This is a genomic window from Pelomonas nitida, assembly GCF_043555975.1.
GTDB lineage: Bacteria > Pseudomonadota > Gammaproteobacteria > Burkholderiales > Burkholderiaceae_C > Pelomonas > Pelomonas nitida.
Window position 1 is genome coordinate 1 of sequence record NZ_JBIGIA010000006.1, and the last position, 21132, is coordinate 21132.

20 protein-coding genes and 2 pseudogenes are annotated in these 21132 nt (G+C 68.3%); 16 read left to right on the forward strand and 6 right to left on the reverse strand.

All coding sequences use genetic code 11. The features are described from left to right. Window positions 1-129 precede the first annotated feature (129 nt). Window positions 130-513 (forward strand): annotated as a pseudogene (locus ACG00X_RS08980) (ISAs1 family transposase); the annotation flags it as partial. 46 nt (window positions 514-559) lie between these two features. Continuing rightward, a complete protein-coding gene (locus ACG00X_RS08985; protein ID WP_394487784.1) occupies window positions 560-1054 on the forward strand; it encodes a hypothetical protein in 495 nt (164 codons plus the stop codon). Window positions 1055-1104: 50 nt separating this feature from the next. Here ACG00X_RS08985 and ACG00X_RS08990 read toward each other — a convergent pair whose 3' ends face one another. After that, entirely contained in the window at window positions 1105-1311 is a 207-nt protein-coding gene (locus ACG00X_RS08990; protein WP_394487785.1) for a hypothetical protein, read from the reverse strand. 81 nt (window positions 1312-1392) lie between these two features. On the opposite strand from ACG00X_RS08990, the gene ACG00X_RS08995 reads away from it, so the two are divergent. Together ACG00X_RS08995 and ACG00X_RS09000 are read left to right on the forward strand one after the other, a co-directional pair. Then, window positions 1393-1755: a hypothetical protein gene (locus ACG00X_RS08995; RefSeq protein WP_394487786.1), complete on the forward strand. Its 363-nt coding sequence runs from the start codon at window positions 1393-1395 to the stop codon at window positions 1753-1755. A 130-nt stretch (window positions 1756-1885) separates the two neighbouring features. Then, the gene (locus tag ACG00X_RS09000) at window positions 1886-3253 is read left to right on the forward strand and encodes a hypothetical protein (RefSeq protein WP_394487787.1); all 1368 of its coding nucleotides are present in this window, start codon (window positions 1886-1888) and stop codon (window positions 3251-3253) included. 29 nt (window positions 3254-3282) lie between these two features. On the opposite strand, the pseudogene ACG00X_RS09005 reads toward ACG00X_RS09000, so the two are convergent. Next, window positions 3283-3653: pseudogene (locus ACG00X_RS09005) on the reverse strand (IS1595 family transposase); the annotation flags it as partial. A 163-nt stretch (window positions 3654-3816) separates the two neighbouring features. Next, on the reverse strand, window positions 3817-4740 hold the full coding sequence (locus ACG00X_RS09010) for a PfkB family carbohydrate kinase (protein ID WP_394487788.1): 924 nt from the start codon (window positions 4738-4740) through the stop codon (window positions 3817-3819). A gap of 194 nt (window positions 4741-4934) precedes the next feature. Between ACG00X_RS09010 and ACG00X_RS09015 the strand changes: the two genes are divergently transcribed. The 3 genes from ACG00X_RS09015 (at window position 4935) to ACG00X_RS09025 (ending at window position 8814) form a co-directional block, all read left to right on the forward strand. After that, window positions 4935-5972, forward strand: coding sequence for a LacI family DNA-binding transcriptional regulator (locus ACG00X_RS09015; protein WP_394487789.1), 1038 nt, complete (start codon window positions 4935-4937; stop codon window positions 5970-5972). 129 nt (window positions 5973-6101) lie between these two features. After that, window positions 6102-7580 (forward strand): MFS transporter, encoded by a 1479-nt coding sequence (locus tag ACG00X_RS09020; protein WP_394487790.1) that lies wholly within the window; start codon window positions 6102-6104, stop codon window positions 7578-7580. 19 nt (window positions 7581-7599) lie between these two features. Next, window positions 7600-8814: a glycoside hydrolase family 27 protein gene (locus ACG00X_RS09025; protein ID WP_394487791.1), complete on the forward strand. Its 1215-nt coding sequence runs from the start codon at window positions 7600-7602 to the stop codon at window positions 8812-8814. Between the two features lie 63 nt (window positions 8815-8877). Here ACG00X_RS09025 and ACG00X_RS09030 read toward each other — a convergent pair whose 3' ends face one another. After that, window positions 8878-9516: an NAD(P)-dependent oxidoreductase gene (locus tag ACG00X_RS09030; protein WP_394487792.1), complete on the reverse strand. Its 639-nt coding sequence runs from the start codon at window positions 9514-9516 to the stop codon at window positions 8878-8880. A 97-nt stretch (window positions 9517-9613) separates the two neighbouring features. Between ACG00X_RS09030 and ACG00X_RS09035 the strand changes: the two genes are divergently transcribed. Both ACG00X_RS09035 and ACG00X_RS09040 read left to right on the forward strand, forming a co-directional pair. Beyond that, a complete protein-coding gene (locus ACG00X_RS09035; protein WP_394487793.1) occupies window positions 9614-10501 on the forward strand; it encodes a LysR family transcriptional regulator in 888 nt (295 codons plus the stop codon). Beyond that, window positions 10498-11097 (forward strand): DUF1294 domain-containing protein, encoded by a 600-nt coding sequence (locus ACG00X_RS09040; RefSeq protein ID WP_394487794.1) that lies wholly within the window; start codon window positions 10498-10500, stop codon window positions 11095-11097. The genes ACG00X_RS09035 and ACG00X_RS09040 overlap by 4 nt, the downstream gene beginning before the upstream one ends. Here the strand turns inward: ACG00X_RS09040 and ACG00X_RS09045 are convergent. Then, window positions 11094-11768 carry a 2-keto-4-pentenoate hydratase gene (locus ACG00X_RS09045; protein WP_394487795.1) on the reverse strand — a complete coding sequence of 225 codons (675 nt, stop codon included), beginning with the start codon at window positions 11766-11768 and terminating at the stop codon, window positions 11094-11096. The two genes, ACG00X_RS09040 and ACG00X_RS09045, sit on opposite strands and share 4 nt — an antisense overlap. A gap of 127 nt (window positions 11769-11895) precedes the next feature. Here ACG00X_RS09045 and ACG00X_RS09050 point away from each other — a divergent pair, with 127 nt between their 5' ends. After that, on the forward strand, window positions 11896-12825 hold the full coding sequence (locus ACG00X_RS09050; RefSeq protein WP_394487796.1) for a Gfo/Idh/MocA family protein: 930 nt from the start codon (window positions 11896-11898) through the stop codon (window positions 12823-12825). Window positions 12826-12873: 48 nt separating this feature from the next. Here ACG00X_RS09050 and ACG00X_RS09055 read toward each other — a convergent pair whose 3' ends face one another. Next, window positions 12874-13668 carry a DODA-type extradiol aromatic ring-opening family dioxygenase gene (locus tag ACG00X_RS09055; RefSeq protein WP_394487797.1) on the reverse strand — a complete coding sequence of 265 codons (795 nt, stop codon included), beginning with the start codon at window positions 13666-13668 and terminating at the stop codon, window positions 12874-12876. 100 nt (window positions 13669-13768) lie between these two features. Here ACG00X_RS09055 and ACG00X_RS09060 point away from each other — a divergent pair, with 100 nt between their 5' ends. The 6 genes from ACG00X_RS09060 (at window position 13769) to ACG00X_RS09085 (ending at window position 21078) form a co-directional block, all read left to right on the forward strand. After that, window positions 13769-15076: a hypothetical protein gene (locus ACG00X_RS09060; RefSeq protein ID WP_394487798.1), complete on the forward strand. Its 1308-nt coding sequence runs from the start codon at window positions 13769-13771 to the stop codon at window positions 15074-15076. Further along, window positions 15073-15783: a hypothetical protein gene (locus ACG00X_RS09065; protein WP_394487799.1), complete on the forward strand. Its 711-nt coding sequence runs from the start codon at window positions 15073-15075 to the stop codon at window positions 15781-15783. The genes ACG00X_RS09060 and ACG00X_RS09065 overlap by 4 nt, the downstream gene beginning before the upstream one ends. Beyond that, entirely contained in the window at window positions 15783-18599 is a 2817-nt protein-coding gene (locus tag ACG00X_RS09070; protein WP_394487800.1) for an ATP-binding protein, read from the forward strand. The genes ACG00X_RS09065 and ACG00X_RS09070 overlap by 1 nt, the downstream gene beginning before the upstream one ends. After that, the gene (locus ACG00X_RS09075; protein ID WP_394487801.1) at window positions 18586-19758 is read left to right on the forward strand and encodes a hypothetical protein; all 1173 of its coding nucleotides are present in this window, start codon (window positions 18586-18588) and stop codon (window positions 19756-19758) included. The genes ACG00X_RS09070 and ACG00X_RS09075 overlap by 14 nt, the downstream gene beginning before the upstream one ends. After that, window positions 19755-20204, forward strand: a complete 450-nt coding sequence (locus ACG00X_RS09080; protein ID WP_394487802.1) for an acyl-CoA thioesterase — start codon at window positions 19755-19757, stop codon at window positions 20202-20204. The genes ACG00X_RS09075 and ACG00X_RS09080 overlap by 4 nt, the downstream gene beginning before the upstream one ends. Window positions 20205-20304: 100 nt before the next feature. After that, window positions 20305-21078: a hypothetical protein gene (locus tag ACG00X_RS09085; protein ID WP_394487803.1), complete on the forward strand. Its 774-nt coding sequence runs from the start codon at window positions 20305-20307 to the stop codon at window positions 21076-21078. The last annotated feature ends 54 nt before the right edge of the window (window positions 21079-21132 follow it).

Here is a 21132-nt window from a genome sequence, read left to right on the forward strand (position 1 = left end):
GTGCCAACACACCAAATAAGCAAACGTGCCACTACAGAAAATCGACCAATGCGCGCCTAAGTTGTTGATTCCAAATGGACCCGCTGGCGGAAAACGCTCGAAACGGCTGTTTGGTGTCGAACTCGGGCGCGCCAGCAGGCGCGCTCGGGGTGCTTCGGGGCGCGCAGTGCCGAGCAGGCCCAGCCGAGCTGGCGTTACTACATCAGCTCCCCAGTGCTGGATGCGCAGGCCTTCAGCGACACCATCCGGGCACACTGGTCGATCGAGAACGACTGCCACTGGGTGCTGGACGTGAACTACCGCGAGGACGACTGCCTGATCCGGCGCGAGCACGGCCCGCACAACATGGCCACGCTGCGGCGTATCGCGCAGAACCAGATCAAGTGGGACCTCGGCAAGGGTAGCCAGAAGACCAAGCGCAAACGCATGGGCTGGAGCGACGACTACTTGCAGTCCCTGTTCGGCCTCACGCCGTGCTCAGCGCCTCCACCACAAAATTCGGCGGCAGGCTAATGCAATCGCCCCGGTCCACCAACCAGCCATTAACCTAGGAATCGTCATGGCTTCTTTTGCGCTGCAAGTTGTTCCAACATCACTTGGTCAATCGCCATCAAATGAAAAACTGGCCTTGGCGAGAGATCTTCTGTCGAGCTATATCTCGTACTCTGACGACACGATTCGTGTGGCCATTTTCTCTAAGCCGACACTCGTTGATACTGGCGTGGCCTTCGAAAATATTGAGTGTCCGCTTTGCCACTCAATCATCAGTCGGTTTGAAGGCGACGAGCACGATGAATGGTGGGACGATATGGAGACCAAGATATCTGAATCAGAATCACCGCTCCAGCAAGCTCTCGAAATGCCGTGCTGCAGCCAGGCAGTTAGGGCGGAGCAGCTGAACTTTAAAGGAGCTGCACGTTTCGTAAATTGGATGCTAAGAGCAAATGATTATGAGCTTCACAGCGAGCGTATGAATCTAGAAAAAGAGCAGCTAGCCGCAATCGAGAAAGTGCTTGGTTGTGAAGTGACGGAGTTGATTGGCGTAAATGGCTAGCTCGGTAGGCTGGGGTGAGTTATACGAACCCCAGCGTTTTCGCAAACAATTCATTGGGATGAACGCGAGCTGACATCTTCTGCTCCACATGATGTGGAAATCGCAAGCCAAAACGATTCATCAATACTCGATAAGTAATCTGTCATGTTCAAGCCTTTGGGTGCTTCCCTGTCGGCGGCATTGGTGGCGGCCACGTCGACTGTGGATGCCGCGTCGATCAAATCAATTTTGCCGTCCGAGGTTAATGCGAGCGTCATCGGCGCGTGCGCCTTTTATGCGCCTTTTGCAGCAAGACGACTTTCCGACATATTTGAGCCCCGTAGGTCAGCTTGGTATATATGTTCAAGACCACCAGGGGGCAGTTGCTCGTGGAGCCCGGCGACTACCGTTCTTTTAAAATCACCACTCAGCCGCAGCATGGTGTTATCAGAGAAGTGGTGGTGGATGGCAATCGGCGGTATCAATACATCCAAGACAAGAGCTACGTCGGAAGGGATGGCTACGTTGCTGAGGTCATGCTGAAGGGGCGAAAATTCGTTATTTCAGGGGTGATTTTGCAAATGAATGGGGATGGCTTCGAACGTGAGAACGCATGCCGCGCATTTAAACTCCCTGGCCTCACCTGGAAGATTTCATGGGTGGCGGATCCGGCTGATATCGGCGGCCCGGTGCGGCTGGCCGAGCTCGGTGGGTTGGGGTGAGTTATACGACCCCCAGCGTTTTCGCAAACAATTCATCGGGATGAGCGCGAGAATGCCGTCAGCTGGGCTGACGAAATTTGTTGGGCTTCACTTTGTTCAGCCCAACCTCACAAGCTATGGGACGAGCTGGATGCGCGACCTGATGGTTGCCCAGACGTTGCTTCAGGTGCCGGGTTTTGTGTCGGCGCCTGCCAATCCTCGAATGTCGGGTGCCACTGACGCAAATCATGGTTGTACACCATATAAACATGCTTCTCACGACTTAGGAATGGCTATGGATCTGGGTATATCTGAATGTATTTCTGGTGTAGGCCAAAATCAATATATTGCCCTGGCTAATGTTCGTCAGGAGGTGCGAAATGTGAGTCCAGGCAACGGACCCGGCGTCTGGACAAACGAATTGGCCGCTAAGTTCATGGCTCAATTCGTAGATGATGCCAACAATAGGCAGGATCGAGATTTTTCTGCATTTGCAAGTATGTATGCTGCGTTAATCGCTGGGGCAAACGGATCACGTGACACGTTGGCAAATTCCATTGCCGGCGCTAAAGGTGACACAAGGACGGCAATATTGAACGCCCTGTTTGGAAGCGGTAGGCAGGCGTTGAGTATTGTTTCAGGTGTGCTTATTGATGGTGCTGGTACTGCCAAAAATAGTTATCCAGATGGTAATTGTGCATTGACGCACTTGGGGTTTGTGAATCAAGTGGTGCTGGCTAACGGTGCGCGACCTATTGTGCGCCCGGAGAGTTTTCATAATAATCATTTCCATATTTATTTTCAGCCCCCGCAGATCAGGCGCCTGTCAGATCACTTGATAGCTGCTGCCGACCCGGTCTATCCAGTTGATGCTGCGTTGGTCCAGCTAACATCTAAGCCAATTTCTCCTGCAATCGTCAATAAAATAGATTCTGAGCTTTCAAATTTGTGTTATGAGGTGGAGAATCCGCATTCGCCAAAAAGAATAAATTCGCCCGGAAGTGCTTCCAATTACATGGATCCAGCTGTTGCGGTTATTGGGGTGTTGAAGTACAAATATGGCATTGAGCCTGAAGGTCGGGTAAGCACGGTTGTGCTTTCGGCGCCAGCGCATGGAAAAATAGTTGATGATATTTGGGTAAATAATGGCAAGCAGTTCCCTTTGGCTTCATATCAGCTGTTTAAATATTTGCCGGAGGGTAATTTTTATGGTGCTGACCGCGTCAAATTTGAAGTTGTAGCCAACGGCAAGACCTTCCGCGTCTCTCTCAAGATCAACGTCATAGAAACTTCTATGGACGGTGACAGTTGTCAGCAAAGCGGTGATATTGGCGGGCGTGCCGAAACCCAGCTTGCAAGAGCTGCAGCTGGTATCGATGTGGCGTTGGCTGGCATTGAGGAAGTGATGCCGGGGCTCGATTACGCATCGGTTCAGGAATGGTTGGGCCTGGCCGACCTGATTCCAGCTGCGGCGATGCAGTCAGCCAAGGTTCGGATTGCGCAGCTCTCACTCAGGTAACGCGCTAGCGACGGCTCTTTGATCGTTAATTAGTGATGCTCGATTCCCAGAGCCAAAGCCAGCAATGGCGCGGACTTGCGTCGGTTGCTGCTGGCGCGATCCAGCGCCCGGAACCATCCGAGGTAGCTCTCCAGATAGTCGGTGGCCACGCCCTTGAAGCGGGCGATCCAGCCCTTGAGGCGGCCGTGATACGCGTTGGCGTTCTGAATGTGCCAGGGCCGCGCACCCGTCCACCGGCGCTCAGGTTCAGCGCCTCGTGCTGCACCCGCAACTCGCTGGCCGCCGCAGCCATCGCTGCCGAGCTGTCCGTGCACAGGATGGCGTGAGCGTGGATGTGTGGCTTGAGCGCCTGACTCAGGCAGCGCTTGGAGACCGCGTCCAGAAAGAAGTCGGCGGTTGCGCATCGGGGAGTCGGCCGGCGGCGCGATGAGGTCGGCCAGCGAGAGGGTATCGGCGTGGGGTGGGTGCATGGTGATCAGTGGCGGAGGATGGGGCGACGCTCGCGGGAGCGTGCGGTGAGGGCGGTTGCCGACGGGCGGGCAGCGAGCGGCGGCCGTTTTTGTTCAGCGGCCGGGCGGCAGCGCGTGGAGTGCGTCGCGCCAGGGCGCCAGTGCGTGGGCGTCGGTGGGCAGGGGGCCGCGTTGTCCGCAGATGAAGGCGGCCACGCGGTTGGCCAGCGCCAGCGTGGCGGGCAGATCGCGGCCCAGGCCGTGGCCGGCCAGTAGCACGGCGGTGAACGCATCGCCGGCGCCAACGGTGTCGACGAGCCGGGGCTGCGCCTCGCCGGCGCCCTCGGCAAGCGCCGCGCCGCCGGGGCCATAGAAGCGCCAGCCCTGCGCGCCGCGCGTGAGCACCAGGCGCTGCAGCGCAAAGCGGTCCATCAGCGAAGCCACCTGCGCGGCTTCGTCGCCATCGGCCTCGAACCAGTCCGTCAGGCGGGCCAGTTCCTCGTCGTTGACCTTCACCCAGTCGGCCAGCATCAGCGACTCGGCAGCGCACAGCGCGTTGTCCACGCCGGGCCGCAGGTTCAGGTCCAGGAAGCGCAGGCCGCTGAAGCGCTTGGCCAGCGCTCGGATCGTGGCCCGCGAGACCGCGTGGCGTTGCGCCAGGCTGCCGAGGTAGAGCAGGCCGGGCTGCGCGGCGTCGATCGCGGCGCGGGCGGGTTCGAGCGCGAGGTGGTCCCAGGCCGCATCGGCGTGGATCTGGAAGCGATGGCCTCCGCCGGCGGCCTCGTGGACGCTGACGCGGCCGGTGGCGCGCAGCGGGTCGCGCTGCAGGCCATGGTCGGCCAGCCCGTAGCGGCGGGCGCTGCCCAGCACCAGCCGGCCATTGGCATCGTCGGCGGCGATGCGGCTGATGAACATAGTGGGCAGGCCCAGCGTGGCGAGCATGCGCGCCACGTTGAACGGGGCGCCGCCGGCGACGGGGCCGTCGTGGAATTCATCTACCAGCGCTTCGCCGAGGACGGCAATCGGGGAGGGGGGCATCGGCACGCAAAGACAAGCAGGGCAGGTGGTCACGATAATTGTTTAGTGAACAATCGACAACAAGGGCCATCCCGCATGGCCTCACCGGGGCTCTGCGCCGCTGTTTCGGGGCACATTGCCCAGCGTGCGCGGCGGTGCAGATGCCACAATCGCCGTGCCTAGCGGCGCACTAAACAGAAGTTGGAGTTCGGGCCATGGCCGACAAACGGGGGGTGACGATTCGGGAGCTGGCCCAGGCGGCGGGGGTGTCGATCGGCACCGTCTCGCGCGCGCTCAAGGGGCAGCCCGGGCTGTCAGAGCAGACGCGCAGCCAGGTGCTGGCGGTGGCGCAGCAGCTGGGCTACGACACGGCCAAGCTGCGCACGGGCAAGCCGCGGCGGGTGCTGTTCCTTTACAGCCGCAGCATCGGCTCCCTGGCGAGCAACCCGTTCTACTCGTACGTGCTGCATGGCGCGGAGACGGCCTGTCGCGAGGCCGCCGTGCCGTTGAGCCTGCTGTCGGTGCTGGGGGGCGACGACATCGCCGCGCAGGTTCGCCGCCATGAGGCCGACGCGCTGCTCGTGGCCGGCTACCTGGAGCCCGAGGCCATGGAGGCGGTGCGCCAGTGCGAGCTGCCGCTGGTGCTGGTGGACCACTTCTACCCCGGCTTGCGTTGCGTCAACGACGACAACCTGCGTGGTGCCTGGCTGGCGACGCATCACCTGCTGGAAGGCGGTGCCCAGCGCATTGCGGCCATCTTCGGCCCGCTGGTGCATCACTCGGTGTCGCTGCGCGCCAAGGGGTTTCGCCGCGCGCTGTTCGAGGCGGGCCGCCTGTTCGACCCCGACTACGAGGTGGTGCTGGACCCGTCGCTGGACTACCGCGACGCGGCGCGCGATGCCATGCGGCGCCTGCTCGCGCTGCCGGCACCGCCGGACGCGGTGTTCGTCTATAACGATTCGACCGCGCTGACGGCCATGGAGTACTGCGCCGAGCAGGGGCTGCGGGTGCCGCAGGATGTGCGCTTCGTCGGCTACGACGACATCGAAGCTGCGCAGCATGGCCGCCCGCCGCTGTCCACGGTCAGGATGGACAAGGAAGCGCTGGGCCATGTCGCGGCCCGGGCACTCATCGAGGGTGAAGAGTCGCCGAGCGACACGCCGCTGCCGGTGGAGCTGGTGGTGCGTGAGAGCTCGCAGGCAGCGCCCGCACCACCGCCGTCGCGCGCGGGCAAGCGCCGCGCTGCCGGCTGAGCCGGGGCGGGGCGAATCAGGGGCGGTGCGAGCGCCCCTCGGGTGTTTCCCGCTGTCGTTTGTTGCATCGACAAACCAGAATCACTCTGTTTACTAAAAAGTGCTGCCCCAGGTGGCCAAGGAGACAGAGTGATTGCCGACCGCGATGGCGCTGCTGCGCCTCTCGCGCACCGCGTGGCATCGCCAGCGGCAGCGCCGAGTTCCACCGGGCGGGCCGACCGAGTGCCGGCCGCGCAGAAAATCGGCTTCGGCCTGGGGTCGTTCATGGACATGTGGGGGCACTGGCTCTACCAGTCCATGGCCTTCCACGTCTTCAACGTCTTCCTGGGTGTGGCGCCGGGCCTGATCTCGACGGTCATCTTCCTGAAGATCGGCGTCGACGCCGTCTCCGACGCGCTGTTCGGCTGGCTGTCGGACAACACGCGCACGCGCTGGGGGCGGCGGCGGCCATTCATCCTCGTCGGCGGCGTGCTGGCGGGCATCGGGCTGCCGCTGATGTTCGCCGTGGGCCGGGGCTGGAGCGAGCAGCAGTATTTCGTGTTCATGCTGGTGTCGACCTGCTTGTACGTGCCGGCCATGAGCTGCTTCAACATGCCGTGGAACAGCCTGGGCGCCGAGATGACGCCGGACTATCACGAGCGCACCCGCGTGATGTCGGTGAAGAACGCGATCCAGAAGATCCCGGAGCTGGCGATGTTCGTCGCCGCGCAGTTCACGACGCTGGCGTGGTTCAACGACGCTAGCGGCAAGCCCGACATCCTGTTCGGTGCCCAGGTCTACACCAGCATCCTCGGCGCCATCATGGTGGTGCTGGCGGTCGTGATCTTCCTGCTGACGCGTGAGCGCTATTACGGCAGCGTCGTCGCGCGCGGCCCGCAGCGCGTGTCCTTCAAGGACACGCTCTACCGCACGCTGCGCAACAAGCCGTTCCGTCAGATGCTGGGCACCATGCTGGCCTACAACATGGCCACGTCCATGGTCGGCCTGCTCGGCTACTACGCCACCGTCTACTACGTCTGCGGCGGCAACATCGTCGAAGCCACGCGCTGGAACTCGTTGATGGGCATGGCTGGGCTGGTTTGCGGCCTGGCGGGCATTGCGTTCGCGGCCCGCGTGGCGCGCCGCTGGGGCAAGCGCAACGCCTTGCAGGTCACGCTGGTGCTGGGCGTCTTCGCGTTCGTGGGCGACTGGTTCTTCTACAACCCGGCGCTGCCCTGGCTGCAACTGCTGGCCAGCGGCGGCGTGGCCTTCATCGGCGCCGGGTTCTGGACCATCTACGGCTCGGCGATGGCCGATGTGATCGATGACGACGAACTCGGCAGCGGCCAGCGCCGCGAGGGTTCGTTCGCGGCTTGCGGGTCGTGGATTTCCAAGGTCGGGCTGGCGCTGGGCAACGGCGCGTCGGGCTGGGTGCTGATGTTCACCGGCTTCGACGCCAAGCTGCCCGTGCAGGGCGAGCAGGCCTTGCTGCTGATCCGCGTGTTCCTGTCCGGCATCCCGATCTGCGGGCTGCTGGTGGCGCTCTACCTCGTGTCGCGCTACGTGTTGACCGAGCAGCGCATGCGCGAAATCCGCACCGAGCTCGAAGCCCGGCGCGGCACCGTCTGATCACCACTGGAGTTTTCGCATGACCCTGACCTGGCTGCCGCGCGTGCTCGTGGCGCTGGCCTTTGGCGGTGCTCTGGCCGCTGCCGGCGCCGCGCCGCACGAGACCCTCAAGCTGGACGCTCCCAAGCCCCGCCTGCTGCCCACGCCGCCCATGGGCTGGAACTCGTGGAACAAGTTCGGCTGCAATGTCAGCGAGCAGTTGATACGCCAGCAGGCCGACGCGATGGTGGCCAGCGGCATGCAGGCGGCCGGCTACACCTACCTCGTCATCGACGACTGCTGGCAGAAGAGCCGCGATGCCGACGGCAACATCCAGCCCGACCCCGAGCGCTTCCCTTCCGGCATGAAGGCCCTGGCGGACTACGTTCACGCCAAGGGGCTGAAGTTCGGCCTCTACTCCGACGCCGGCGCGCTGACCTGCGGCGGCCGCCCGGGCAGCGCCGGCCACGAGTTCCAGGATGCGCGGCAGTACGCGCGCTGGGGCGTGGACTGGTTGAAGTACGACTGGTGCTACACCGGCCCGCGCAACCCCGAGGCCGCGTACACCATCATGGCCAAGGCGCTGCGCGAGTCGGGGCGCGACATCGTGCTTTCCATCTGCGAGTGGGGCAGCAGCCAGCCGGGCCGCTGGGCACCGCCGATCGGCCATCTGTGGCGCACCACGGGCGACATCTGGGACGCCTGGCAGGGCAAGAAGGAGTGGTCCCACGGCCTGCTGGACATCGTCGACATGAATGCCGACCTCTGGGCCGAAGCGGGGCCCCACGGCTGGAACGATCCCGACATGCTGGAAGTGGGCAACGGCGGCATGACCACCACCGAGTACGAGAGCCATTTCTCGCTGTGGGCGATGCTTGCCGCGCCGCTGATCGCCGGCAACGACCTCGCCAAGATGGACGCCGACACGCGGCGCATCCTGACCAACGCCGAGGTCATCCGTGTTGACCAGGACCCGCTGGGCCGCCAGGGGCGCCGCGTCTGGCGCCAGGGCAGCCAGGAGATCTGGGTGCGCACGCTGCAGGGCGGCGACCGCGCGGCGCTGCTGTTCAACCGCGGCGAGAAGGCCGCCGAGATGGCCGTGGCGTGGGAGCTGCTGGACCTGCCCGCGCGGCTCAAGGCCGATGTGCTGGACCTGTGGTCGGGTCAGCGCAGCCGGGGCGTCAGCGGGCGCCATGGCGGCACCGTGGCACCGCATGGCGTGCTGATGTTCCGGATCTCGCCGGTGGCGCCGTGAGCGTTGAGACCTTTGCGGGCCGAGCGCCGGGCCGCCCCAGGCCGGCTCGACCGGGCGAGGGGTTCAATACCCCAGCGTGAAGCGGCCGCGGCGGTGCTGCGGCGTTTCCAGCTCGTTGACGATGGCGACGGCCATGTCGGCGGTGCTGATGCGGCTCTGGCCTTGCGCGTCGAACACGGGCGATTCGCCGCCCAGGCGGAACACGCCGGTGCGGGCGCCCGGCTCCAGGTGGAAGGCGGGCGACACGAAGGTCCAGTCCAGCCCGCTCTGATCGGCGCGCAGGCGGTTCAGCGCTTCACGCGCTGCCAGCGCGCCTTGCTTCCAATCGGCCGGGAACTCGGGCGAGTCCACCACTTGCTGGCCGCCGATGAACAGGCTGCCGGCGCCGCCGACGACGATCAGCCGCACGCCGGCTTCGCGCGCGGCCGTGGCGATGATGTCGCTGCCGCGCAGGAAGTCGTCATGCAGGTTGGGGTTGGTCCAACCGGCGTTGAACGCGCTGACGACGGCGTCCACGCCCTGGAGTTGCGCAGCCAGGTTGCCACCGGCCAGCACGTCGAAGGCGCGGGCCTCCAGCCCCGGGCGGGCGGTCAGCTTGGCCGGGTCGCGTTGCAGGGCGCGCACCTGGTGGCCGCGGGTCAGCAGTTCTTCCAGCAGGGCCTGGCCGACAAAGCCGGTGGCGCCGATCAGGGCGATGTTCATCTGGGCTCCAAAGAGGAATGAGGGATGCGTTATTGTTTGGTCTTCACAATCGCCTGATAAGTCGGTCTTCTTGATGGGGACTGTTTAGAAAATCTTCATGCTCGATCAGCTCAAACGCATGGCGGTGCTGGCCACGGTCGTGCGCTGCGGCAGTTTTGCGGCGGCCGCGCGGCAGTTGCGCACCAGCACCTCGGCCGTCAGCCAGCAGATCCGCGCGCTGGAGCAGGACATGGGCGTGACCCTGCTGCATCGCTCCACGCGCAAGCTCAGCCTGACACCGGCCGGCGAACGCTTTCACGCCGGCTGCGCGGCCATGGTGGCGGCCGCCGAAGCCGCGCAGGCGCAGCTCGTGCAGTTGCGCGACGCGCCGGAGGGCGAGCTGCGTGTGGCCATGACCGTCGGCTTCGGCCGGCGCATCGGCCCGGCGCTTGCGCCGCTGCTGGCCGCCCACCCGGGGCTGCGGCTGCACCTGCAGGTGGAAGACGGCTTCACCGACCTGGTGGCCCACCGCATCGATCTCGCCATCCGCTTTGGCCGCCTGCCCGACAGCCCCTGGGTGGCGCAGCGCATCGGCATGCTGCACACCAGCCTCTATGCCGCGCCGGCCTACCTGGCCCAGCACGGCGTGCCGGCCACCGCCGAGGCGCTGGTGGCGGCCGACTGGCTGCTGCTGCACGACGGCACCGACCAGCCCCGCCGGCTCATGGGCACCACGCTGACCGTGCAGCCGCGCTACACCAGCAACAACCAGTTGACGCTGCAGCAGCTGTGCGAGGCAGGCCTGGGGCTGGCGGGCCTCGGCGACCACGACGTGGCCGAGTCAGTGGCGGCCGGCCGGCTGCTGCGCCTGGACACCGACCTGGCGCTGCCCGAGCTGCCCATCTGGGCGCTGACGCCGCAGCGCCAGGACGGCAACCCGGGCCAGCCGGCCAAGGTGCGGCATGCCATCGCGGCGCTGAAGGCCCACCTGGGAGGCGCGTCATGAAGGGCACGCTGACCCAGTGGGACGACGCCAAGGGCTACGGCTTCATCACGCCGGACGGCGGCGGCGACAAAGTCTTCGTGCACATCAAGGCCTTCGGCCTGCGGCCGCACCGGCCCTACGTCGGCGAACGCCTGGGCTACGAGGAAGGGCGCGACGCCCAGGGCAAGCGCCGCGCGCAGGGCGTGCGCAGCCTCGCGATGCGCGCGATGCCGCCGGTGCCCAGCGCGCGCGACCGCGGCCGCCTGCTGCTGCTGGTGCCGGGCTTTGCCGGCTTCGTGCTGGCCTGCCATCTGCTGTGGGGGCTGCCGAACGCGGCCTGGGGCGCCTACTCGGCCATGAGCATGGCGACCTTCATCGTCTATGCGCTGGACAAGCGCGCCGCCCGCACCGGCGGCCTGCGTGTCGCCGAGAACACCTTGCATGGCCTGGCGCTGCTGTGCGGCTGGCCGGGTGCCTTGCTGGCGCAGGAGCTGCTGCGGCACAAGAGCGTCAAGCCGGCCTTCAGGCGGCTGTTCTGGTTCACCGTGGCGCTCAACGTGCTGGGCTTCGTGCTGCTGTTCACGCCGCTGCGGCAGTGGGCGGCGCTCAGGTTTTAGAAGCGAAATTCACCGAGCCCGTCGAAGCTCAGGCTGCCGTGGGCGGGGCCGGCGAGCGTGTGCAGGCCGCCCCAGGCGCCGGTCGTCACGACGCTGCCGGCCTGGATCGGGCGACCCGCGCGCGTCGCATGGCGGGCCCAGGCGGGCAGCACGCCGGCCGGGTCGGCCAGCGAGTGGCCGCCACGCCGCGTGATGACGTCGTCGCCGGCCAGGGCGAGCTGCCACGACACATTCGCCCAGTCCAGTGCACGGTAGGGTTGCCAGGGCCCCAGCAGCAAGCCGGCGTTGGATTGGCAATCGGCCATGCGCAGCAGCGCGGGCGCGGCCAGGCCCTCCACCCAGCGCGAGGCCACCAGCTCCACGGCGATGCACATGGCGTCGGGCGCGCCGTGCGCGTCGACGCGCAGCGCCACTTCCGCCTCGATGCCCAGCAGCGTTTTGGCGGCGGTGGGGGCGACCGGCGAATGGCTGAACGGCCCCAGCGGGCCCGCGCCGCCGGACTTCCAGTGCGTGAGCGGCCAGCCCAGTCCGGCGGCCACGCCGTCCTGCACGTCATAGGCATCGGCCTCGTCGCGCACGGCGTGCTGCCAGTCGACGGCGCGCAGCTGGCTGCCGTCGCGGTGGCAGGCGACCAGGGACTGGATCAGGGCTTGAACGGGGATGGCGGTCATGAGCGTGTTCGTGAGCGGTTGCGGGTGGCCGGCACATTAATATGGAAACGCTACCGGGCAACCGGCCCGGTGGACAAATCAACCTTTGCCGCGCGCGTGGCGCGCGGCCTGCAATCCAGAGAACCGCATGGCACTGAAGTTGGGCTTGGTAGGCATTGGCAAGATCGCGCGCGATCAGCACATTCCGGCGCTGGCCGGCGATCCGCGTTTTGAGCTGGCGGCCACGGCCAGCCGCAACGCCGGCGTGGACGGGGTGCCCGGCTTCACGAGCGTCGAAGCCATGCTGGCGGCGGTGCCCGAGCTCGACGCCATCTCCATCTGCACCCCGCCGCAGGCCCACTTCGACGCCGCACTGGCCGCGCTGCGCGCCGGCAAGCATGTGATGCTGGAAAAGCCCCCGGCGGCCACGACCCGGCAGATCGCCTTGCTGCAGGCTGAGGCGGCCCGGCATGGCCGCACGGTGTTCCAGACCTGGCATTCGCGTTTCGCGGCCGGCGTGGACGCCGCACGCGACTGGCTGCGTGGCCGCACGCTGACCGGCGGCACCATCACCTGGAAGGAAGACGTGCACCACTGGCACCCGGGCCAGCAATGGATCTTCGACGCGGGCGGCCTGGGCGTGTTCGACCCGGGCATCAACGCGCTGTCCGTGCTGACCGAGGTGCTGGCCGAGGAAGTGGTGGTCAACAAGGCCGTGCTGGCCTTCCCCGAGAACCAGCAGGCGCCCATCGCAGCGCAGCTGGACTTGCGCACCGAGGCCGGTGTGGCCGTGAACGCCGAGTTCGACTTCCGTCAGAAGGGCGAGCAGACCTGGGACATCGAGCTGGTCACGACCAGCGGCCGGCTGCGCCTGTCGCACGGCGGCGGCACGCTGGCCATCGACGGCCAGCCGGTGCAGGCCGACGAGGCGCTGGCGGGCGAATACCCGCGCCTGTACGCACGCTTTGCCGAGCTGTGCGCGGCGGGGCAGTCGGAAGTCGACTGGCGCCCGTTCCAGCTCGTGGCCGACGCCTTCCTGATCGGCGAGCGCCGCACGGTGGCGGCGCACCACGTCTGAGCGGCGGCGGCTTCTGGCCGCCGTGCTGGCAGGCCGGGCCGCAGCCCCTCAACCGAACCTGAAGCTCGACGCCGTCAGCCCGCCCAGGTAGTCGGCCTGGTGGTAGTTGCAGCTGGCGGCGTCGCCCTCGGCGGCACCGGCGGCCACCATCAGCGGCAGCAGGTGCTCCTCGCGGGCATGGGCCAGCCGGGCGGCCGGCGCGCGTTCCCAGGCCATCAGCCGTTCGGCACGGCCTTCGGCGGCGGGCAGGGCGGTTTGCAGCCAGGCGTCGAAAGCGACGGACGGCGCCTGGCCGCGGCCGTTGAACATCAGCGCCAGGTTGTGAAAGCTGAAGCCGCTGCCGAGGATCAGCACGCCCTGGTCGCGCAACGGGGCGAGGGCGCGGCCCAGCGCCAGGTGCTCCGCCGGGTCCAGGCCGCTGCGCAGCGACAGTTGCACGACGGGCACCTGGGCCTCGGGGTACATCGGCGCCAACGTGCAGAAGGCACCGTGGTCGAAGCCGCGTGTGGCGTCGCGCGCGGCGGGCAGGCCGGCCGCTTCGATCAGGCCCACGACGCGCTCGGCCAGCGCCGGGTCGCCAGGGGCCGGGTAGACCACCTCGTAGGTGTGCGGGGGAAAGCCGCCGTAGTCGTACAGCATGCCGGGGCGCGCGGACGTCATCACTGTGAAGGCGGGCGCCTCCCAGTGGGCCGAGATCATCAGGATGGCCTTGGGCAGGGCCGGCAGCGAGGCGGGGACGGCCTGCAGCGAGGCCTCCAGCTGGGCATGCGCCTGGCGGAAGTCGCCGTCCATCCACGGCCAGGGGCCGCCGCCGTGGGACAGGAAGAAGGTGGGCTGTTTCATGATGGGGCCCAGTGTGGATCGGCCGCGCCGGCCCTGGGTTCAAACGCGCCGCTGGCAGCGCTCAAAGCGGCTGAATGCCGTCCCCGATAATCCGCGCCCCATGTCCGATCTTCGCCCCACGCCCGCCCCCGACGATCCGCGCTCCGCCGACGAGTTCTTCCGCGACGGCGGTGCGCCGGTCGATTCGTTGCTGTGGTGGCAGCTGGACCGCCACGACGCGCTGCTGGCCGCCCAGCGTGCGCTGTTCGGCGGCGAGGCCGCGTGGGTGCGGCTGCGCGTGTGGGTGTTCCTGGAGCTGATGGCGCTGCCGGCGGCGCGGCTGGCGCGCGACGAGCTGAACCGCCATTTCCACCAGGTCCGCGAGGACGCGCTGGAAACGGTGTTCAAGCGCCTGCGTGATGCCGAGCTGCTGCACTGGGATGCGTCCACGCAGACCTACGCCATCACGCCGCTGGCGCAGGCCGTGGTGGGCATGTTGCAGCCACTGACGGCCGACACCACCAGCCCCGACGACGACCTCGCGGCGCTGCTGTCGGGCGTGGCCGGCGCGCACCAGCTGGGCCTGCTGCAGCCCCAGCAGCTCAACCTGCTGCAGGCTCAGCTGGCGCGGCTGCGCGAGGAGTTTGGCGACGCCATGGCCAGCGGCAGCGAGTTCGAGCTGCGCCGTGCCAACGCCCGCTTCGAGCGTGCGATGACGCTGGTCGACCGCGCCAGCGATGCCGTCAAGGCCATCATCGAGCAGGCCCAGGCCAGCGGCCACGCGCGGCTGGAGCGGCTGGCGCGCGACCTCGCCAGCGCCCAAGCCAGCCTGCTGGTCATGGCCAGCCAGTTCAACCGCGCGCTGCAGCAGGCCGACCGCCAGCGCGTCACGCTGGGCTCCACCGGTGTGACGACGACGGACCTGCGCCAGTGGCTGCAGCGCCAGGCCGGTGCCGGTGACCTGCACGCACTGCTGGGCGAGGCGCTGTCGACGGGCGTGCACCCCGTCATCGTCGCCGCGCAGGAGCTGGTGGACGGCGCCGAGGCCGAGTTCGAGCGCGACCGCCCCAAGCCCGCCGACATCGCCGGCCTGCCGGCAGCCCAGGCCGCGCCCGACGGCCGGCTGGAGGTGCTGAGCCTGCCGCCCGAACTGGGTGCGTTGCAGGCGTTGCTGAACGGTTGGACGGCCGAGGGCCGTGGCGCGCAGCCGGTGGCGCCGGCCGTGCTGGGCGGCAGCTACGCGTCGGCGGCCTACCGCGCGCAGCTGCTGCCGCTGCTGGGCGACCCGCAGGCCCGCCATCTCAAGGGCGCCACCGGCGACATGGCCCGCCAGCCCTGGCGCGTGCGCTGGAGCGCCGAGCAGGGCGAAACCGATGACCCGTTCGTGGCCTGGATGAGCCGCGGCGATTTGCTGAACGAGACCGAATGAACGCATTGGACGACGCTGCCAGCCTGGCGGCCCAGTTGCTGGCACGGCGCTGGCTGCCGCGCACCCACCCGCTGGTCAAGCGGGCGCTGATCGACGCCGACCTGTGGGCCGCCGTCACGGCGCGTCTGGCCGGCGTGGGCCTGAAGCTGGTGGACAACGTCTACGCCGACCATGTCGCCGTGGCGCTGCTGCGTCCGGCCGAGAGCGCGGTGTTCGGCGAGTCGGGGCTGGCCGCCAACAACAACCTGGAGCTGCCGCGCGACGGCGTGTCGCTGCTGGTGGTGCTGTGGAGCCTGATCGTGCTGCCCAAGAGGCAGCGCCAGATCAACCGTGCCGATGCGGTAGGCGACAGCCAGGGCGAGATGTTCGCGTCTGACAAGCCGCTGCCCAGCAGCGCGGCGGTGGCGCCGCTGCTCAGCTACCGCAGCCTGCTGGCCGACTTCGGCGACCAGCTCGGCAAGAAGGTGCGGCTGGACGGCAACCTGAAGCTGCTGGAGCGCCACGGCTTCATCACGCGCCGCGGCGAGGACATCGCCGAGGGCCCGCTGCTGGACCTGCTGCTGGACTACGACCAGCTCGCGCCGCGCATCCTGGACGGCGCACTGGCCGACGTGCTGGCCCGCGCGACCGACGCCGTCGCCGGCCCGGCCCTCCAGCAGATCCAGGCCGCCCGCAACGAAGAAGAACAAGCACCGAGCGAGGACTGATGTTCCACCTCCAAACCCTCGAACTGCTGCACTGGGACTACTGCCAGCGCGTCACGCTGCCGCTGGACGGCAACATCATCACCATCGCCGGCCCCAACGGCTCGGGCAAGACCACGCTGCTGGACGCGCTGCGCACGCTGCTGGGCCTGGAGTGCTCCGGCGGCCGCACCTTCCGCACCTATGCCCGCCACGCTAACGCCGAGACGGCCTGGCTGCGCGCGCTGGTGGACAACCGCCCGCGTGGCCGCCAGAACAGCAGCCGGCCCTTCGCGTCGTCGCTGCTGTACGCCGACCAGGTGACGCTGGCCTGCCGCATCGAGCGCCAGGGCGGCGACTGGGTGCGTCGCTACATGATCGTCGAGGGTGTCGTCGAGATCGAACAGCTGGCCGAGAAGAGCGAGCGCGATTCGCTGGGCATCGAGGCCTGGCGAAAACGGCTCGAAGCTGCGGGCCTGACGCGCGCCATCGGCCGCGTGCTGGCGCTGGAGCAGGGCCAGACCGACCGGCTCTGCGAGCTGAGCCCGAAGGAGTTGCTGCGCCTGGTGTTCGAGGTGTTCGGCGACCAGGAGGTGCTGGACCGCTACGAGCAGGCCCGCAGCCATCAGCAGCAACTGGCCAAGGAAGTGCAGACCGCCGAGGGCGAACTCGCGCGCACGCAGGCCCAGCTCGCCGAGCTGGCCAACCGCGTGACCAGCTACCGCCAGTGGCAGCTCAAGATCCAGGAGCGCGAGCGCCTGGCCACCGAGGTGCTGCCCGTCCTGCAGTGGAGCGAGGCCCGCGAACGGCTGGCGCGCGAAGGGCGCGAGCTGCACCGGGCGCGCCTGTTCGCGGCCGCCGATGCGCGCGCCATGTCGGCGCGGCGTGCCGGGCTGCATGAGCTGTTCAAGGAGCACGAGTCCACCAAGGCCCGCCTCGTGGCGTTGGAAGGCGAGCGCCGCGAGTCCCGCGCGGCGTTCGACCAGGCCCGCGAGGCCGAGAAGCCGGTGGAGCAGACGGTCAAGCGCGAGGACGAGCTGCGCGCGCTGGCCGACGTGGAGGCCGATGCCGCCGCACTCGCCGCGCGCACCCAGCAACTGGCCGGCGACAAGGACCGGCTGCGCGGCGAGTACACCCGTGTCGACGACAAGCTGCGCCATGTGCAGGGGCTGCTCGCCGAGCTGAAGGACAAGCGCCTGCCGCCGCCGCCGCCCGAGGTCAAGCCGCTGCGCCAGGCGCTGGACGACGCCGGCATCGCCCACCATGTGGTGGCCGACAGCATCGACATCGCCGACGAACGCTGGCGCGAGGCCGCCGAGGGCGTGCTGCGGGGTTCGCGCTGGGTGGTGGTGCTGAAGCACCGCAGCGACGAGGCGCGCGCCTTCGCCATCGCGTCCAAGCAGAAGTACCGTCACTACGTCGTGTCCGACGCCGCGCCGGTGCCGGCCGCCAAGGCCGGCTCGCTGCTGGCGGCGCTGAAGGTCAGCGCGCCGCTGCCGACCTGGCTGGCGCGCCAGCTCGACGGCATCCGCTGCGTGGCCAGCACCGAGGAAGGCTCGGGCGCCGGCGGCGAATGGATCACGCCCGACGCCTATTACCGCGACGGCCGTGGCGGGCGCAGCGTCGCCATCCCGCCGTCGGACCACCAGTTCGGCGCCAACGCCGTGGCCGGCCGGCGCACGTCGCTGGAGGCCGAGCTGGTGCGCATCGACGCGGAGTTGACACGCGTCGCCAAGGCGCAGGCCGAGGTGGACCGCCAGCTCAAGGACGCCCAGCGCGCGGCGCAGGGCCACAAGGCGGCGATGGAACTCTCCGAGCGCGCCGACGAGTTCGCCGAGGCGCGTGCGCGGCTGCCGGCGCTCCGGCAGGCCCGCGCCGAGGCGTCCACCCGCATGACGGCCGTGGAGGCCGAGCACGACCGGCTGCTCAAGGCCTCCGGCGTGCACGAGCAGAACTACGAACGCGCCCAACGCGAGCTGGCCGAGGGCGAAGAGCGGCAGGCCCGCACGGCGCGCGAGCACGTGGAGCGACGCAAGACGCTGCAGGCCGCGGCCCTCACATCGCGCGAGGCCGGCGCCAAGTTCCCGCCGCGCTGGATCACGTCCATCGCGCTGACCGCGCTGAAGAACGAGTTCGAGAACGCCCGCCAGGCCGAGATCCGCGCGCACCATGTGGACCAGGAGCTGGACAAGGGCGTCTGGGAGACCGACGCCACCGTGCTGGACCGCCATGTGCGCATGACCCAGCAGGTGCGCGACGAGGAGGAGCAGCTCTCCAACCGCAAGGCGAGCAACGCGCTGGCGGCGACGGCGGCCGGCAATGCGCGCGAGCGCTACATCGACGTGTTGCGCGCCACCGTGCGCCGCTACAAGAAGAACGTGGCCGAGCTGGGCGAGCTGGCCGGCGTGGCCGCCGAGGCCCAGTTGCCGCACCTGGACAACGACGACACCGTGCTGGCCCAGGCCGGCCTGCACGTGAAGTTCAACTTCGACGGCAAGGGCGAGGTGGGCCTGAACGACGGCGAGGCCTCGGGCGGCCAGCAGGTGCTCAAGAGCCTGATCCTGCTCGTCGGCCTGATGAAGGACGACGAGACGCCCGGCGGCTTCGTCTTCATCGACGAGCCTTTCGCCCACCTGGACGTGCGCAACATCCAGCTCGTCGGCCACTTCCTGCGCAGCACGCGCGCGCAATACCTGCTGACCACGCCGATCACGCACAACGTCGAGGTGTTCGAGCCCAGCGAGATCACGCTGGTCACCAGCAAGAAGCCGCGCGGCGAGCGCTGGGCCCCGCCGATCGCCGTGTTGGCGCGCCGGCCGGAGGTCAGTGAATACGCGTGAACTCAGCGCCAGCCGGCTGCGCCGCCATCTCGCGGCCGCGCAGCCGGTGTGGCCTGGTGCGCTGCCGGCGTTGCGCGTCGACGAGCGCGAACTGCTGACCGACTGGCTGCGCGGCAGCGCCGACACACGGCCGTGGCAAAGCCTGCTGCAGGCCGCCGGGCCCGGGCGCATCGAGCTGGCCGAGGCGCTGTCGCAGAAAGCGCTGGAGGCCGGCATCGCCACCCGCCATGAGCGCAGCGAGCACGGCCGCTGGTGGCCGGTGAAGCTGTGCTGGATAGAACTCGAGGCCTTGCAGGCCGCGCTGGGCCTGGCGACGCGCAGCGACCGCGATGCGCGCACGGCGGCGCTGGCGCAGCGGCTGGACGCGCTGATGGCGGATGAGCGGGTTGGCGAGGCGGCACAGGCGCTGGCCGACACGCGCATGGCCACCATGGCCGCCGAAGCGCGCGTGGCGCTGCTGGAGGCGCTGGTGCGCTGGGGGGCCGAGGGGCGCAGCGGGCTGCGGCGCGATTTCGCGCTGCATCTGGATCACACCAAGGCCATCGCCGCCGGCGAGTGGGCCTGGCTGGAGCGGCATTTCGACCTGCCGGCGCTGGGCATTGAGGCCTTCGCAGCGACGCTGACGCTGGCCGGCGACGCCCGCCTGCGCTGGGCGGACGACCGGCGTGTCGATCTTGCGGCGGCCCCGTTCTTCGCGCTGCCGGTGGACGCCTTGCGTGCGCTTCAGCACATCGACACGCCGCCCGCGCGCTGGTGGTTGATCGAGAACCGCGCGAGCTTCGAGAAACAGGCGGCGCGGCGAGCGCCTGGTGATGCGCTGGTGTGGATCGCCGGCCGCCCCACGCGGGCCTGGGGCGAGGCCGTGTCGCGGCTGATCGAGCTGGCGCCGGCGCCGGCCGCCATCAGCGCCGATGCCGACCCCGCCGGCATCGAGATTGCACGGGCCGCCGCCGAGCCCTGGGAGCGCGCCGGCCTGGCCTGGACGGCCACCGCGATGGAGCCCGAGCGCCTCGCCCGACCGGGCCTGCAGCCGCTGGGGGCTTACGACCGGGGCGTGCTGGCCCGGCTGGCGGGCCAGGCCTTGCCCGCTGAGCTGGCGGCACTGCGCGATGCACTGGCCGAGCGCGGCGTGAAGGCCGAACAGGAGGGCTGGCTGTGACGACGGACCTGAGCTCGGGCTGGGACCACCCCGCGCCGTTCACGCTGGCGTTGGCGCCGGCTGCCACGCACATCGACGGCCTGGGCCACACCAACAACGCGGTCTATGTGCAGTGGTGCGAACAGGCCGGTTGGGCGCATTCCGAGGCCCTGGGCCTCACGCTGGCCGACTACCGCCGCCTGGACCGCGCGATGGCCATCCGCGAGGGTCACTACGACTACCTGCTGCCGTCTTTCGAGGGCGAGGCGCTGGTGCTGGGCACCTGGCTCACGGCCAGCGACGGCCGCATCACGATGGAGCGCCGCTTCCAGCTGCGCCGCGTGAGCGATGGTGCGACGCTGGTGCGCGGGCGTTGGGTGCTGGTGTGCATCGACATTGGCGCCGGCAAGCCGAAGCGCATGCCGCCGGAGTTCCTGGCCATCTACGACGCGGCCGTGGTGCGCTGAGCCGCTGCGCGGTCGCCAACGCCCGACAATTTCACAAATCAATCAATTCGATCAAATGATCGGGTGGTGAATTGTCTGGTCGCTGGGCCACACTGGCCCGATGCGCGCAAGCAATTTCATCAAATTCGCCGAGCATGCCCGGTGCGGCCGGGCGGCGACCCGGGCCCGCTCGGCCAGTGCCGGCCGGGCTGCGCGGGCGTTGCTGGCCCTGGTGAGCTTGCTGGGCGGCATGGATGCCCATGCCGGGCGCCCGTTGGTGACGGAGGACGCGCCCGTGCTGCCCGCCGGTGAATGCGCGGTGGAAAGCTACGTCGGGCATTTCCGCGCCGACGCGGCGGCGGCGGTTCGGCTGGTGTCGTCGCAACTGGGTTGCGATGTCGGCCACGGCACGCAGTTGTCCATCGCAGCGGCGCGTGTCAGCCCGGCCGACGGCTCGGGTGACTTCCTGACGCTGGCGGGCAAGACCGCGCTGGCGGCTGGGCAGCAGGGGGCTGCCGAGTGGAGCGTGGCCTATGGCGCGGTCCTGCGGCGCGCGGCCGGCCAACACCTGCCGCTGGATCAGTCCTACGTGACGCTGGTGCGCACGGTGCCGCTGACGCCCCGGCTGTCGGCCCATGTCAACCTGGGCTGGACGGGCGTCCGCCAGCCGCATGGCAACACCACGCGGTGGGCGATGGCGCTCGAACAGGCCGCCAGCGACGACGTGCATCTGGTCGCCGAAGCCTTTGCCGACGACCACGATCAGCGCCCGTGGCTGCAGGCCGGCTTTTGGGCATCCGTGACGCCCAAGGTGTCGGTGAACGCGAGCTACGGCCGCCACACCGGCGCCGATCGGGCCCGCGCACTGACGCTGGGTGTGACCGTCGGCTTCTGAGGTGCGGCCACGGCGGCTGGCCGTCGAGGTGTGGTGTTATACGTTTCGTATATG